The sequence below is a fragment of the Spongiactinospora sp. TRM90649 genome (assembly GCF_029382225.1).
Classification (GTDB): domain Bacteria; phylum Actinomycetota; class Actinomycetes; order Streptosporangiales; family Streptosporangiaceae; genus Spongiactinospora.
Genome location: NZ_JARLTC010000029.1, coordinates 56478 through 71318 on the forward strand (window position 1 = coordinate 56478; position 14841 = coordinate 71318).

Here is a 14841-nt window from a genome sequence, read left to right on the forward strand (position 1 = left end):
CCTTAGCGCCGTACACACCGTCCCCGCCGAAGCGGGACGTCAAACGCTGATCTGGCCGGGCTTTTGGGCATATTTGCTGGTAGGGGGCGTGAGGGGGGCGATGGTCCGCTCAGTAGGGGCTGCTAGGGTGAATTCGCCACGCAACCTTTAAGACCCGTCCTGTGAGGCGGGAAAGGCGGTGATTTTCGCATGTCCGAAGCCTGGCACACCACCAGGGCGGTCCTTGAGGGGCCGGACATCCAACGGGCGCTGACCCGCATCGCGCACGAGATCATCGAGCGCACGAAGGGAGCGGGAAGCGTCGTCCTGATCGGCATCCCCACGAGGGGCGCCACGCTCGCGCGCCGTCTGGGCGACCGCATCGCCCGCTTCGAGGGCCTCAAGGTCCCCGTTGGATACATCGACATCACCATGTACCGCGACGACCTGCGGATGCGCCCCGCGCGCCCGCTCGGCCGCACCGAACTGCCGCCCGACGGCATCGACGACAAGACCGTGGTGCTGGTGGACGACGTGCTGTTCTCCGGCCGCACGGTCCGCGCCGCACTCGACGCGCTCGGCGACGTCGGCCGCCCGCGCGCGGTGCAGCTCGCCACCCTGGTCGACCGGGGGCACCGGGAGCTGCCGATCCGCGCCGACTACGTCGGCAAGAACCTGCCCACCGCCAAGAGCGAGCAGGTCAAGGTCTACCTGGAGGAGATCGACGGGCGTGACGCCGTCGTGCTGATCAAGCCGGAAGAGGGCGGGCAGGCCCGCCAGGACGATGGGAGCGAGCGGTGAACCGGCATCTGATCTCGGCCGCCGACCTCGGCAGGGACGACGCCCTGCTCATCCTCGACACCGCCGACGAGCTGAGCAGGGTCTCGGAACGCTCCATCAAGAAGCTGCCCACGCTGCGCGGCCGCACCGTGGTCAACCTGTTCTTCGAGGACTCCACCCGCACCCGCATCTCGTTCGAGGCGGCGGCCAAGCGGCTGTCCGCCGACGTGATCAACTTTTCGGCCAAGGGGTCGAGCGTGTCCAAGGGCGAGAGCCTGAAGGACACCGCGCTGACCCTCCAGGCCATGGGCGCCGACGCGGTGGTCATCAGGCACAGCGCCTCCGGCGCCCCGCACCGCCTGGCCGCGTGGGTCGACGGCAGCGTCGTCAACGCGGGCGACGGCACCCACGAGCACCCCACCCAGGCGCTGCTCGACGCCTTCACCATGCGCCGCAGGCTGGGCGTCCTGGACGGCCGCAGGATCGCCATCGTCGGCGACGTGCTGCACAGCCGGGTCGCCCGCTCCAACGTGCTGCTGCTGCACACCCTCGGCGCGGAGGTCACGCTGGTGGCCCCGCCGACGCTGCTGCCGGTCACCGTCGAGTCCTGGCCCTGCGAGGTCTCCTACGACCTCGACTCGGTGCTGCCGAAGTCCGACGCCGTCATGATGCTGCGGGTGCAGAAGGAGCGGATGAACGACGCCTTCTTCCCGAGCGCGCGCGAGTACAGCCGCCGCTACGGCCTCGACCGCGACCGCCTGGCCCGGATGCCGGAAGACGCGATCGTGATGCACCCGGGGCCGATGAACCGGGGCATGGAGATCGCCGCCGAGGTCGCCGACTCCGCCCGCTCGACGATCGTCGAGCAGGTCGCCAACGGCGTGACCATCCGCATGGCCGTCCTGTACCTGCTGCTCGGGGGAGAGACCCAGTGATCCTGATCAAGAACGCTCGCGTGCTGGGCGGCGAGCCCGCCGACATCCTGGTACGCGACGGCGTGATCGCCGAGGTGGGCGCTCCACGGGCCGACGGCCCGGAGATCACCGTGATCGAGGCCGACGGCCTGATCGCGCTGCCCGGCCTGGTCGACCTGCACACCCACCTGCGCGAGCCGGGCCGCGAAGACGCCGAGACCGTCGCCTCCGGCACCCGCTCGGCCGCGCTGGGCGGCTTCACCGCCGTCCACGCGATGGCCAACACCTCGCCGGTCGCCGACACCGCCGGGGTCGTGGAGCAGGTCTGGCGGCTGGGCCAGGAGGCCGGATACTGCGACGTGCGCCCCGTGGGCGCGGTGACCGTCGGCCTGGACGGCGAGCGCCTGGCCGAGCTGGGCGCGATGGCCGAGTCCGCCGCGGGCGTCCGGGTCTTCTCCGACGACGGCAAGTGCGTCTCCGACGCGGTGCTGATGCGCCGCGCGCTGGAATACGTCAAGGCGTTCGACGGCGTGATCGCCCAGCACGCCCAGGAGCCCCGCCTCACCGCCGGCGCGCAGATGAACGAGGGCGCCGTCTCCGGACGCCTCGGCCTGGGCGGCTGGCCCGCCGTCGCCGAGGAGGCGATCATCGCCCGCGACTGCCTGCTCGCCGCCCACGTCGGCTCCCGGCTGCACGTCTGCCACGTCTCCACCGCCGGGTCCGTGGAGATCATCCGCTGGGCCAAGTCCAAGGGCTGGAACATCACCGCCGAGGTGACCCCCCACCACCTGCTGCTCACCGACGACCTGGTGGAGACCTCCCCGCTCGGCTCCTACAACCCGATCTACAAGGTCAACCCGCCGCTGCGCACCCGCGACGACGTCCTCGCGCTGCGGGCCGCGCTCGCCGACGGCACCATCGACTGCGTGGCCACCGACCACGCGCCGCACCCGGTCGAGGACAAGGAGACCGAGTGGGCGGCGGCGGCCATGGGCATGATCGGCCTGGAGACCGCGCTGCCGGTGGTCCAGGAGGCCATGATCGAGACCGGGCTGCTCGACTGGGCGCAGGTCGCCGACCGGATGTCGGCGCGGCCCGCCCGCATCGGGCGGCTGAGCGGCCACGGGACGCCCCTGGAGGCGGGCTCACCGGCCAACATCACCCTGTACGACCCCGCACCGCGCGCCGCCGTGGACCCGCACGGCTTCGCGTCGAAGAGCCGAAACACCCCCTACGAAGGCATGTCCCTGCCCGGCCGCGTGGTCGCCACGCTGCTCCGGGGCAGGCCGACCGTCATGGAAGGGAAGCTGGTCTGATGGCCATCCTCGTTCTCGAAGACGGGCGGGTCTTCCGCGGCGCGCCGTACGGCGCGCGGGGGGAGACGTTCGGCGAGATGGTCTTCAACACCGGCATGACCGGCTACCAGGAGACCCTCACCGACCCGTCCTACCACCGCCAGATCGTGGCGATGACCTCGCCGCACATCGGCAACACCGGCGTCAACGAGGAGGACCCCGAGTCCTCCCGGGTCTGGGTCGCCGGATACGTCGTGCGCGAGCCCGCCCGCGTCCACTCCAACTGGCGGGCCACGAGCGGCCTCGGCGAGTACCTGGCGGGGCAGGGGGTCGTCGGCATCGCGATGCCCGGCACCCGGGCGCTCACCCGCCACCTGCGCGAGCGCGGGGCCATGCGGGCCGGGATCTTCTCCGGCGAGCACGCCGACGCGCCCGTGGACGAGCTGGTCGAGCGGGTGCGCCGGTCGCCGGGAATGGTGGGGGCCGACCTCGCCGCCGAGGTGTCCACGCGCGAGCCGTACGTGGTGCCGGCGGTCGGGGAGCGGCGGTTCACCGTCGCGGCCGTCGATCTCGGCATCAAGGCGATGACCCCGCAGCGGATGGCCGAGCGGGGCTGCGAGGTGCATGTGCTGCCGGCGTCGACCACGGCCGAGGAGATCCTCGCCCGGCGGCCCGACGGCGTGTTCTTCTCCAACGGCCCCGGCGACCCGGCCGCCGCCGACGCCCAGGTCGAGGCCCTGCGCGGGGTACTCGGCGCGGGCGTGCCGTTCTTCGGCATCTGCTTCGGCAACCAGCTCTTCGGCCGCGCGCTCGGGCTGGGCACCTACAAGCTCCGCTACGGCCACCGCGGCGTCAACCAGCCCGTCCAGGACCGGCGGACCGGCAAGGTCGACATCTCCGCGCACAACCACGGCTTCGCCGTACGCGCCCCGCTGGACGGCCCGTTCGACACGCCGTACGGCAGGGCGGAGGTCAGCCACGTCAACCTCAACGACGACTGCGTCGAGGGGCTACGCCTGCTCGACCGCCCGGCCTTCAGCGTCCAGTACCACCCCGAGGCGGCGGCGGGGCCGCACGACGCGGCGGGCCTGTTCGACGAGTTCTGCGAGATGATGGGGGCGAAGCAGGGTGCCTAAGCGCACGGACATTTCATCGATCATGGTCATCGGCTCCGGGCCGATCGTGATCGGGCAGGCCTGCGAGTTCGACTACTCAGGCACCCAGGCGTGCCGCGTGCTGCGCGCCGAGGGCTTCCGCGTGATCCTCGTCAACAGCAACCCCGCGACGATCATGACGGACCCCGAGTTCGCCGACGCCACCTACGTCGAGCCGATCACTCCCGACATCGTCGAGAAGATCATCGCCAAGGAGCGCCCCGACGCCCTGCTGCCCACGCTGGGCGGCCAGACCGCGCTGAACACCGCGATCTCGCTGCACGAGGCCGGGGTGCTGGAGCGCTATGACGTCGAGCTGATCGGCGCCGACGTCGACGCGATCCAGGCGGGGGAGAACCGCGAGCGGTTCAAGGAGATCGTCGCCAAGGTGGCCGCCGAGCACGGGCTGAACGCCGAGTCGGCGCGCAGCGCGATCTGCCACACGATGGCGGAATGCCTGGCCGCCGCGGACGAGCTGGGCTACCCCGTCGTGGTGCGGCCCAGCTTCACCATGGGCGGCGCCGGCTCCGGGTTCGCCCACGACGAGACCGAGCTGCGCCGCATCGCGGGCGCGGGCCTCGACGCCTCGCCGACCACCGAGGTGCTCCTTGAGGAGTCGATCCTCGGCTGGAAGGAGTACGAGCTGGAGGTCATGCGCGACCGCAACGACAACGTCGTCATCGTGTGCTCCATCGAGAACCTCGACCCGATGGGCGTGCACACCGGCGACAGCATCACCGTCGCGCCCGCCATGACCCTCACCGACCGCGAGTACCAGAACATGCGCGACGTGGCCATCGCGGTGATCCGCGAGGTCGGCGTCGACACCGGGGGCTGCAACATCCAGTTCGCCGTCCACCCGGGCACCGGCCGCATGATCGTGATCGAGATGAACCCGAGGGTGTCCCGCTCCAGCGCGCTGGCCTCCAAGGCGACCGGCTTCCCGATCGCCAAGATCGCCGCCAAGCTGGCGCTCGGCTACACCCTCGACGAGATCCCCAACGACATCACCAAGGAGACCCCGGCCTCCTTCGAGCCCACGCTCGACTACGTGGTGGTGAAGGTGCCGCGCTTCGCGTTCGAGAAGTTCGACGGCGCCGACGCCACCCTCACCACGCACATGAAGTCCGTCGGCGAGGCGATGGCGATCGGCAGATCCTTCCCCGAGGCCCTCCAGAAGGCGCTGCGCTCGCTGGAGAAGAAGGGGGCGCCGTTCACCTGGGCGGGCGACCCCGGAGCCGTCCCAGAGCTCCTGGAGGCCGCGAGCACGCCGCACGACGGACGGCTGGGCACCGTGATGCGCGCCATCCGCGCCGGGGCCACCCTCGACCAGATCCACGAGGCGACCGCCATCGACCCGTGGTTCCTCGACCAGCTCCTGCTGATCCATGAGACCGCCGTGGCCATCGGGGAGGCGTCCGACCTCACCGCGTCGGAGATCCTCGACGCCAAGCGGCTCGGCTTCAGCGACGCCCAGATCGCCGAGATCCGTGGCATGGACGAGGCCAGGGTGCGAGACCTGCGCCACGCCCTCGGCCTGCGGCCGGTCTACAACACGGTCGACACCTGCGCCGCCGAGTTCGCCGCCCGCACCCCCTACCTCTACTCGACCTACGACGAGGAGGACGAGGTCCCCGCGGGCGAGCGCCCGAAGGTCATCATCCTGGGCAGCGGGCCCAACCGCATCGGCCAGGGCATCGAGTTCGACTATGCCTGCGTCCACGCCTCTTTCGAGCTGTCGCGGACCGGGTTCGAGACGGTCATGGTCAACTGCAACCCCGAGACCGTCTCCACCGACTACGACACCTCCGACCGCCTCTACTTCGAGCCGCTGACCCTCGAAGACGTCCTGGAGGTCGTCCACGCCGAGCAGCAGAGCGGGCCCGTGGCGGGCGTCATCGTGCAGCTCGGCGGGCAGACCCCGCTCGGCCTGGCCCAGGCCCTCAAGGACGCCGGGGTGCCCGTGGTCGGCACCACCCCCGAGTCGATCCACCTGGCAGAGGAGCGCGGCGCGTTCGGCCAGGTGCTGGCCGAGGCGAACCTGCCCGCGCCCAGGCACGGCACCGCGCTGACCACCGACGAGGCCAGGGCGATCGCCGAGGAGATCGGCTACCCGGTGCTGGTCAGGCCGTCCTACGTGCTGGGCGGCGCGGGCATGGCCATCGTCTACGACGAGGAGACGCTGACGGCCTACATGTCCAAGGCGGTCGGCGAGCACCCGGTGCTGATCGACAGGTTCCTCGACGAGTCCATCGAGATCGACGTGGACGCCCTGTTCGACGGCGACGACCTATACCTCGGCGGCGTCATGGAGCACATCGAGGAGGCCGGCATCCACTCCGGCGACTCGGCGTGCGCCCTGCCGCCGATCACGCTGGGGTCCGCCGACATCCGGCGCATCCGCGAGGCCACCGAGGCGATCGCCAGGGGAGTGGGGGTGCGCGGGCTGCTCAACGTGCAGTACGCGATCTCCTCGGGGGTGCTGCACGTGCTGGAGGCGAACCCGCGCGCCAGCCGTACGGTGCCGTTCGTGTCCAAGGCGACGGCGGTGCCGCTGGCCAAGGCTGCGGCCCGGGTGATGATGGGCGCGACCGTCGCCGAGCTGCGCGCCGAGGGCATGCTGCCCGCCACCGGCGACGGCGGCACGCTGCCGCTCGACGCCCCGGTGGCGGTCAAGGAGGCGGTGCTGCCCTTCAACCGGTTCATCCACGGCGTCAACGACGGCGTCGACATCGTGCTGGGCCCGGAGATGCGCTCCACGGGCGAGGTGATGGGCATCGACTCCGTCTTCGGCACGGCCTTCGCCAAGTCGCAGGCCGCCGCCTACGGCTCGCTGCCCACCAAGGGCCGCGCGTTCGTCTCGGTGGCCAACCGCGACAAGCGGGCGATGATCTTCCCGGTCAAGGCGCTCGCCGACCTCGGCTTCGAGATCCTCGCCACCGAGGGCACCGCGGAGGTGCTGCGCCGCAACGGCGTCCATGCCAAGATCGTGCGCAAGCACAGTGAGGGAACGGGCCCGGACGGCGAGCCGACGATCGTGGGGCTCGTTCTGGACGGTCAGGTGGATCTCATCGTGAACACGCCCTTCGGGAGCCCCGGGCAGTCGGGGCCGCGCCTGGACGGCTACGAGATCCGCACCGCAGCGGTGCTGCGCGGCATCCCCTGCATCACGACCGTACAGGGACTCGCCGCGGCGGTTCAGGGCGTCCAAGCCGTCGTTAGGGGCGATGTGGGCGTACGGTCCCTGCAGGAGCACGCGCGAGCGCTACGAGGCTGACCGCGCCCTGCCGCGGAGGTGATGGGAGACGGCTGCGACCCCGGTTCAGGTGACCGGCACGGTGCTGACCACGCGCCGGGTCGACGCCTACCATGCCCTGACGGTGGTGGCGCCGGGCATCGCCGAGAGCCTGCGGCCCGGCCACTTCGTGGCCGTGGCCGTGGGCGGTCCCCACTCCGCCATGCTCACCCGGCGTGCCTTCTCGGTCCACGACGTCAAACCCGACTACGGGGGCACGGTGGAGCTGGTCTTCGCCGTGCGCGGCCCCGGCACCGCGTGGCTGGCCCGGCGCCGGGCGCGTGACACGATCGACGTGGTCGGGCCGCTCGGCCGTCCGTTCCCGCTGCCGCGCGACCCGGTCACGTGCGTGCTGGTCGGCGACGACTACGGCTCGGCGACGCTCTTCGGGCTCGCCGACGCGTTGCAGCGGCGCCGGTGCCGCGTCGACTTCGTGATCGGCGCGGGCTCGGCCGAGCGCGTCTTCGGCGCGCTGCGGGCCCGCCGGATGGGCGAGACCACCACCCTCACGACCGAGGACGGCTCGCTCGGCATGCGCGGCAGGGTGACCGATGTGCTGCCCGGTGTCATCGCGGACGCCCGGGCGGACGTCGTCTACGCGTGCGGCCCGATGGAGACGCTGCGCGGGGTCACCGCGGTCGCGATCGAGTTCGACATACCCGTGCAGGTGTCCGTGGAGGAGGCCATGGCGTGCGGGTTCGGCGTGTGCATGACCTGCGTGCTGCCGGTCATCGGAGACGACGGGATCACCCGGATGGTCCGCGCGTGCGCGGACGGACCGGTCTTCAGGGGTGAGAGGGTGCGCTTCGAAGACGTCGGGACGATCCCGTTCGACGCGGCGGGGGCGCCGGGCGCTCCGTCGGCGCCGGTGTCGCCCACGGGGCCTGGCGGAGGTGGCAGTCCCAGAAATGTCAGTTGATATGCGGACTTACCTGGCGCATGTGGAGCTGGCCAATCCCATCACCACCGCGGCGGGCTGCGCCTCCTCCGGGCGGGAGCTCGCCCAGTTCTTCGACCTGAACCGCATCGGCGCGCTGGTGACCCGCTCGATCACGATGGCCCCCCGCGCCGGGCGCCCCACGCCCCGCATGGCCGAGACGCCCTCAGGGCTCCTCAACGCCGTCGGACTGCAGGGCCCGGGCATCGATGCCTTCCTGGACCGCGAACTGCCCTGGCTGGCCCACAGGGGCGTGCGCACGGTGGTCTCCATCGGCGGGGGGACCGTCAACGAGTACGGCGCGCTCGCGCGGCGCCTCACCGACGCCCCGGGCGTGACCGGCGTGGAGGTCAACCTCGCCTGCCCCAACATCGAGGACCGCGGCAAGGTGTTCTCCAGAGACCCCGCCGCCGCGGCCGAGGTGATCTCCTCGGTCCGCGCCCTGATGCGCTACGACGTACCGGTGATCGCCAAGCTCTCGCCGGACGTGGCCGACATCGTCGCCGTCGCCCGCGCGTGCGTGGACGGCGGGGCCGACGCCCTGTCCATGATCAACACCCCGCTCGCGATGAGCATCGACACCGAGACGCTGCGCCCCTCGCTGGCCGCGGTGACCGGCGGCCTGTCGGGGCCCGCCGTGCGCCCGCTGGCGGTGCGCTGCGTGTGGCAGGTCTACGCCGCGCTGCCCGGCGTGCCGATCTTGGGCGTCGGCGGCGTGCTCACCGGCAGAGACGCCTTCGAGCTGATCCTCGCGGGCGCCTGCGTGGTCGGCGTCGGCACCGCCCTGTTCCACGACCCCTACGCCTGCCTGCGCATCCTGCGCGAGCTGGAGGAGCTGCTGTCCGCACGCGGCTTCCAGCGCCTGGCCGACGCCGTCGGCCTGGCCCATCACCACCCGCCGGGAGGCGGCGCGCGCCCGCGCCCGGACGTGCTGCCGGAACCCGGCGCACCCGGCTTCGCGCCCGGCACCGGCGGAACCGATATGGAGGAGAGTTCGCTTTGACGTCCGCACCCATCGCCGTCGCCCTGGACGCGCCCGACCTGGAGACCGCGGCCCGCTGGGCGGCCCTGGTGACCCCGCACGTGACCACGGTCAAGGTGGGCCTCGAACTCTACCTGCGCTACGGCCCCGACGTGATCGCCTCCGTGCGCGGCGCCAGCGGCGTGAACGTCTTCCTGGACCTGAAGCTCCACGACATCCCCAACACCGTCGCGGGGGCGGCCAGGGCCGTCGCCAGGCTGCGTCCTACGATCCTCACCGTCCACGCCACGGGCGGACCGGCGATGATCCGCGCCGCGAGCGAGGCCGCGCCCAACACCCGGATCGCGGCCGTGACGCTGCTGACCTCGCTGTCCGACGCCGATCTCGAACGCGTCGGGGTGAACGGGCCCCCGGTCGACGCGGTGCGCCGGCTTTCGGTGCTGGCGGTCGGCGCGGGCGCACGGGCTCTGGTCTGCTCGCCGCGCGAGGTCGCCGCCGTCCGGGCCGAGGTCGGGCCGGACATCACGCTGATCACGCCGGGCGTGCGGCCCGCCGGAGCCGACACTCAGGACCAGGCGCGCGTGGCGACGCCCGAGCAGGCGCTCGCCGACGGCGCGGACCTTCTCGTGATCGGAAGGCCCATCACCGGATCCGCCGATCCCGGTGCCGCTGCGGCAACCATAGCGGCTGCGCTGAGGCGCACGATCACGACCCCCTGAAATCGCGGTGGTGAGGGCCTTTTGATAGACAAAGCGCTATTTCTCTGTCACGGAGAGTCATGAACGAGATTTTGTGAGCACCGAAACGCCCCTTGACGTTGCTTGAAGGTCAATGACCAGCTAGTTTCCCTTCCCGTCCGAGTACATCGACAGAAATTCGAGGTGACCCGGCGTGGCTCTTCCTCCCCTGACCCCCGAGCAGCGCGCCGCAGCCCTTGAGAAGGCTGCGAAGGCCCGCAAGGAGCGTGCCGAGGTCAAGAACCGGCTCAAGCACGGCGCGGTTTCTCTGGCTGAGGTGCTGAAGGATGGTCAGACCGACGACGTCATCGGCAAGATGAAGGTGTCGGCGCTGTTGGAGTCGCTCCCTGGTGTGGGCAAGGTCCGTGCCAAGCAGCTCATGGAGCGGCTCGGTATCGCCGAGTCCCGCCGCGTGCGGGGGCTCGGCGCGAACCAGCGGGCTTCGCTGGAGCGCGAGTTCGGCGCTTCCGAGAGCTGATCTCGGAAGAGTCTTGAGGAATTAGTTTCGGGGGGGTATGGAGTGACCGGTACGTCCTGGCCCGGAAACGCCCGGGCCCACCGCGCCGCCGATTCGGGTGGCGCGGAGGCGCGTGCAGGTGGCTCCATGCCCTCCAGGGAAGACCCCGGGCTTTCCGGGGGCCTTCCGTCGCGGGGCCGTGGAAGGCGCCTGACGGTCCTGTCCGGGCCGTCCGGTGTCGGCAAGTCCACGGTCGTCGCCGAGCTCCGGCGGGCGCACCCCGAGGTGTGGCTGTCGGTCTCGGTGACGACGCGCGAGCCCAGGCCGGGCGAGACGCACGGGGTCGAGTACTTCTTCGCCGACGACGCCGAGTTCGACCGCCTGGTCGCCGGTGGCGAGCTGCTCGAATGGGCGGAGTTCGCCGGCAACCGGTACGGCACGCCGCGCGGTCCCGTCATTTCCCGCCTGGAGGCGGGCGTTCCCACCGTCCTGGAGATCGACCTCCAGGGCGCCAGGCAGGTCCGCGAGTCCATGCCGGAGGCGCTGCTGGTGTTCCTGGCGCCACCGACCTGGCAGGAGCTGGAGAAGCGCCTTCGCGGGCGCGGCACCGAGCCGGAAGACGTCATCGCGAGACGCCTTGAGGCGGGCAGGGTGGAGATGGCCGCCGAAAAGGAGTTCGACGTGACCCTCGTCAACACGACGGTCCAGGACGTGTGCCACCGCCTGATAGCCTTGATGAGCGCGTAGCAGCTCACCCAGACGAGAGGTCCATCAACGTGGCAGGCACTGCCCCGGTTGCCGAAGGCATCACCAACCCGCCGATCGACCAGCTTCTCGACGTGGTCGACAGCAAGTACAGCCTCGTGATCATGGGCGCCAAGCGGGCGCGCCAGATCAACGCCTACTACTCCCAGCTCGGCGAGGGTCTGCTGGAGTACGTGGGCCCCCTGGTCGAGACCCACGCCCAGGAGAAGCCGCTGTCCATCGCGCTGCGCGAGGTCAGCGAGAACCTGCTCACGTCCGACCCGATCGAGGGCTGAAGTCGCCCGGGTGTCCCAAGTCGTTCTGGGCGTGAGCGGCGGCATCGCCGCCTACAAGGCGTGTGAGCTGCTCCGCCTGTTCACCGAGTCGGGCCATGCCGTCCGGGTGGTGCCCACTCGCGAGGCCCTGCGCTTCGTCGGCGAGCCGACCTGGGCGGCCCTGTCGGGCAATCCCGTCTCCGCCGAGGTGTGGGACGGCGTGCACGAGGTGCCGCACGTCCGCATCGGCCAGGAGGCCGACCTCGTGGTCGTCGCCCCGGCCACCGCCGACGTGCTGGCCAAGGCCGCCCACGGCCTCGCCTCCGACCTGCTCACCAACACGCTGCTCACGGCCAGGTGCCCGGTCGTCTTCGCGCCCGCCATGCACACCGAGATGTGGGAGCACCCGGCCACCCGCGCCAACGTCGCGACCCTGCGCGAGCGCGGGTCGCTGGTCATCGATCCCGCCGTGGGCAGGCTGACCGGCGCCGACAGCGGCCGCGGCCGGCTTCCGGAGCCCACCGAGATCTTCGAGTTGTGCGCGCGGGTGCTGGCCGGCCGTACCACCGACCTGGCGGGCCGCCACATCGTCGTGTCGGCGGGCGGTACCCGCGAGGCGATCGACCCGGTCCGCTTCATCGGCAACCGCTCCTCGGGCCTGCAGGGATACGCCCTGGCCCGCACGGCGCTGGCCAGGGGCGCGCGCGTCACCCTGGTGGCCGCCAACGTCGCCCTGCCCGACCCCGCAGGGGCCGAGGTGGTGCGCGTCGAGTCGGCCAGGGAGCTGCGGGAGGCCGTGGTCACCGCGGCCGACGCCGCCGACGCGGTGGTCATGGCGGCGGCGGTTGCCGACTTCCGCCCCTCCGTGTCCGGCGACTCCAAGATCAAAAAGACCGCGCGCGAGCCCGATCCCATTCATCTGGTGAAGAACCCCGACATCCTCGCGGAACTGGGGGAGCGGCGGCGCGACGGCCTGCTCAAGCCCGGCGTGGTCATCGTCGGCTTCGCCGCCGAGACCGACGACGTGCTCGCCAACGGCCGCGCCAAGCTGGCCCGCAAGGGCTGCGACCTGCTGGTGGTCAACCAGGTCGGCGCCGGTCTGGCGTTCGGCACCCCGGACAACGCGGCCGTCGTCCTGGCCGCCGACGGCGAGCAGGTGGAGATCCCCAGGGGCCCCAAGGAGGCGCTCGCCGGCACCGTCTGGGACCTGGTCTCCGCCCGCCTGTCCTGAAACGCCCCGCGGTGCGTGCCGCCCGCCTGGTTCCCGATATGAGGGCCGTACAGTCGACACAGTCGACACAAGTCGACACGGCCATTGCGGCGCGCGGGGAGCGGACGGATACTCGCCGCAGGGGTCCGCCCGTCGCACGGCCGCGCGCACGGCCGTCATGGGCGTCCGAGGTCGCCTTGAGGGCGTGGAGGAGGCTGAAGATGCCGGTGAGCGGCACGGTTCGCGCGCGCTGCAGGGCGCTGCTGCGCCCGGGAGAGGCAATCCGTTACATCTTCCCCGCACTGTCGGCCGGTTCGCCCGGCGTGGCGCACTTCCTGGTGGCCGTCACCGACACCTCGGTCCTGGTGATCTCCACCCGGATGTTCAGCAGGGAGCAGCCCGTCGCGGTCTACGCCGCGCATCCCCGCCGCACCCGCCTGGGCCCGGTGGACCACTCGCTCGGGCCCGTGATCAATCTGGGCGGGATGGCGCTGGAGATCGAGGAGGAGTACATCCCCGTGGTGTGCGCGGCCGACGCCGAGGTATTCGCCCCCGAGAGCCTCCCGGCCGACCCATTACCCGACCTATGAGCCCCATATCAGTGCCGATGATCTCGCGAGCCCGCTTGACGCCCCTGAGGCCGTAGTATCGAAGGCGACCGGGTGCTCACCCACGCGACGTGACCGTATACGGCCGCGCCGGGTTTGATCCGGGTTTCGCCGCGCGACCTCGGGTCGGGCTAGACTGCGGCGAAGCATCCGCGGTGTGCCCCCGCATGTCGCGCCAGTCGTCAGCAGCCGCTGCATAGGAGCCACTCAGTTGTCCCGTCGCCTCTTCACCTCCGAGTCGGTCACCGAGGGCCATCCGGACAAGATCGCCGACCAGATCAGTGACGCGATCCTCGACGCCATGCTCAAGGACGACGCCACCAGCCGCGTCGCCGTCGAGACGATGATCACCACCGGCCAGGTTCACGTCGCCGGCGAGGTGACGACGGAAACCTATGTCGACATCCCCGCCCTGATCCGCGAGAAGATCCTGGAGATCGGCTACGACGCCTCGCACAAGGGCTTCGACGGCGCCTCGTGCGGCGTTTCGGTGTCGATCGGCGCGCAGTCGCCCGACATCGCCCAGGGCGTCGACGACGCCTACGAGAACCGCGAGGGCCTCGGCCTCGACGACATCGACCGCCAGGGCGCGGGCGACCAGGGCCTCATGTTCGGCTTCGCCTGCCGCGAGACCCCCGAGCTGATGCCGTTGCCGATCATGCTCGCGCACCGCCTGGCCCGCCGCCTGTCCGAGGTCCGCAAGTCGGGCACCGTTCCCTACCTGCGCCCCGACGGCAAGACCCAGGTCACCGTCGAGTACGACGGCGTCGTCCCCGTGCGGCTCGACACCGTGGTGGTGTCCACCCAGCACGCGGCGGAGATCGACCTCAAGGAGATGCTCGGCCCCGACATCAAGGAGCACGTGGTCGACCCCGTGCTCGCCGGGATCGACCTGCCGAGCGACGGCTACAAGCTCCTGGTCAACCCCACCGGCCGCTTCGAGATCGGCGGCCCGATGGGCGACGCCGGGCTGACCGGCCGCAAGATCATCGTGGACACCTACGGAGGCATGTCCCGCCACGGCGGCGGCGCGTTCTCCGGCAAGGACCCGTCCAAGGTCGACCGTTCCGCCGCCTACGCGATGCGCTGGGTGGCCAAGAACGTCGTGGCCGCCGGGCTGGCCGACCGCGCCGAGGTGCAGGTCGCCTACGCCATCGGCAAGGCCCAGCCGGTGGGCGTGTTCATCGAGACGTTCGGCACCGAGAGCGTCCCGGTCGACCGCATCCAGAAGGCCGTGCTGGAGGTCTTCGACCTGCGCCCGGCCGCGATCATCCGCGACCTCGACCTGCTCCGTCCCATCTACTCCCAGACCGCCGCCTATGGCCACTTCGGCCGCGAGGAGCCCAACTTCTCGTGGGAGCGCACCGACCGCGCCGACGCCCTGCGCGCGGCAGCGGGCGCCTGAGCCGCACCTTCGCGGCCACGGACTTACTCCCTTCCGCCCCGCCTTCCTCACAGGCCAGAGGAGCGGGGC

The 14841-nt window shown here is 71.3% G+C and carries 14 protein-coding genes; all 14 read left to right on the forward strand.

The window, feature by feature from the left end; genetic code table 11:
• Positions 1–189 precede the first annotated feature (189 nt).
• The 14 genes from pyrR to metK all read left to right on the forward strand — a co-directional run bounded on the left by pyrR (position 190) and on the right by metK (position 14772).
• The gene (pyrR, locus tag P3X83_RS29760) at positions 190–780 is read left to right on the forward strand and encodes a bifunctional pyr operon transcriptional regulator/uracil phosphoribosyltransferase PyrR (RefSeq protein ID WP_277308583.1); all 591 of its coding nucleotides are present in this window, start codon (positions 190–192) and stop codon (positions 778–780) included.
• On the forward strand, positions 777–1694 hold the full coding sequence (locus P3X83_RS29765; protein WP_277308584.1) for an aspartate carbamoyltransferase catalytic subunit: 918 nt from the start codon (positions 777–779) through the stop codon (positions 1692–1694). Before pyrR ends, P3X83_RS29765 begins: the two co-directional genes overlap by 4 nt.
• On the forward strand, positions 1691–2989 hold the full coding sequence (locus P3X83_RS29770; RefSeq protein ID WP_277308585.1) for a dihydroorotase: 1299 nt from the start codon (positions 1691–1693) through the stop codon (positions 2987–2989). The genes P3X83_RS29765 and P3X83_RS29770 overlap by 4 nt, the downstream gene beginning before the upstream one ends.
• Positions 2989–4104, forward strand: a complete 1116-nt coding sequence (gene carA, locus P3X83_RS29775) for a glutamine-hydrolyzing carbamoyl-phosphate synthase small subunit (protein ID WP_277308586.1) — start codon at positions 2989–2991, stop codon at positions 4102–4104. Before P3X83_RS29770 ends, carA begins: the two co-directional genes overlap by 1 nt.
• Positions 4097–7399: a carbamoyl-phosphate synthase large subunit gene (gene carB, locus P3X83_RS29780; protein ID WP_277308587.1), complete on the forward strand. Its 3303-nt coding sequence runs from the start codon at positions 4097–4099 to the stop codon at positions 7397–7399. Before carA ends, carB begins: the two co-directional genes overlap by 8 nt.
• A gap of 49 nt (positions 7400–7448) precedes the next feature.
• Positions 7449–8336 carry a dihydroorotate dehydrogenase electron transfer subunit gene (locus tag P3X83_RS29785; RefSeq protein ID WP_277308588.1) on the forward strand — a complete coding sequence of 296 codons (888 nt, stop codon included), beginning with the start codon at positions 7449–7451 and terminating at the stop codon, positions 8334–8336.
• Positions 8326–9357 (forward strand): dihydroorotate dehydrogenase, encoded by a 1032-nt coding sequence (locus P3X83_RS29790; RefSeq protein ID WP_277308589.1) that lies wholly within the window; start codon positions 8326–8328, stop codon positions 9355–9357. Before P3X83_RS29785 ends, P3X83_RS29790 begins: the two co-directional genes overlap by 11 nt.
• Positions 9354–10055, forward strand: coding sequence for an orotidine-5'-phosphate decarboxylase (gene pyrF, locus P3X83_RS29795; RefSeq protein ID WP_277308590.1), 702 nt, complete (start codon positions 9354–9356; stop codon positions 10053–10055). The genes P3X83_RS29790 and pyrF overlap by 4 nt, the downstream gene beginning before the upstream one ends.
• A gap of 172 nt (positions 10056–10227) precedes the next feature.
• The gene (mihF, locus tag P3X83_RS29800) at positions 10228–10551 is read left to right on the forward strand and encodes an integration host factor, actinobacterial type (RefSeq protein ID WP_277308591.1); all 324 of its coding nucleotides are present in this window, start codon (positions 10228–10230) and stop codon (positions 10549–10551) included.
• Between the two features lie 126 nt (positions 10552–10677).
• A complete protein-coding gene (gene gmk / locus P3X83_RS29805; protein ID WP_277308592.1) occupies positions 10678–11277 on the forward strand; it encodes a guanylate kinase in 600 nt (199 codons plus the stop codon).
• Positions 11278–11306: 29 nt separating this feature from the next.
• Positions 11307–11570: a DNA-directed RNA polymerase subunit omega gene (rpoZ, locus tag P3X83_RS29810; RefSeq protein ID WP_277308593.1), complete on the forward strand. Its 264-nt coding sequence runs from the start codon at positions 11307–11309 to the stop codon at positions 11568–11570.
• Positions 11571–11580: 10 nt separating this feature from the next.
• Positions 11581–12780, forward strand: a complete 1200-nt coding sequence (gene coaBC / locus P3X83_RS29815) for a bifunctional phosphopantothenoylcysteine decarboxylase/phosphopantothenate--cysteine ligase CoaBC (protein ID WP_277308594.1) — start codon at positions 11581–11583, stop codon at positions 12778–12780.
• Between the two features lie 200 nt (positions 12781–12980).
• Entirely contained in the window at positions 12981–13349 is a 369-nt protein-coding gene (locus tag P3X83_RS29820; protein ID WP_277308595.1) for a hypothetical protein, read from the forward strand.
• A gap of 229 nt (positions 13350–13578) precedes the next feature.
• Positions 13579–14772, forward strand: coding sequence for a methionine adenosyltransferase (metK, locus tag P3X83_RS29825; protein ID WP_277308596.1), 1194 nt, complete (start codon positions 13579–13581; stop codon positions 14770–14772).
• Positions 14773–14841: the final 69 nt, after the last annotated feature.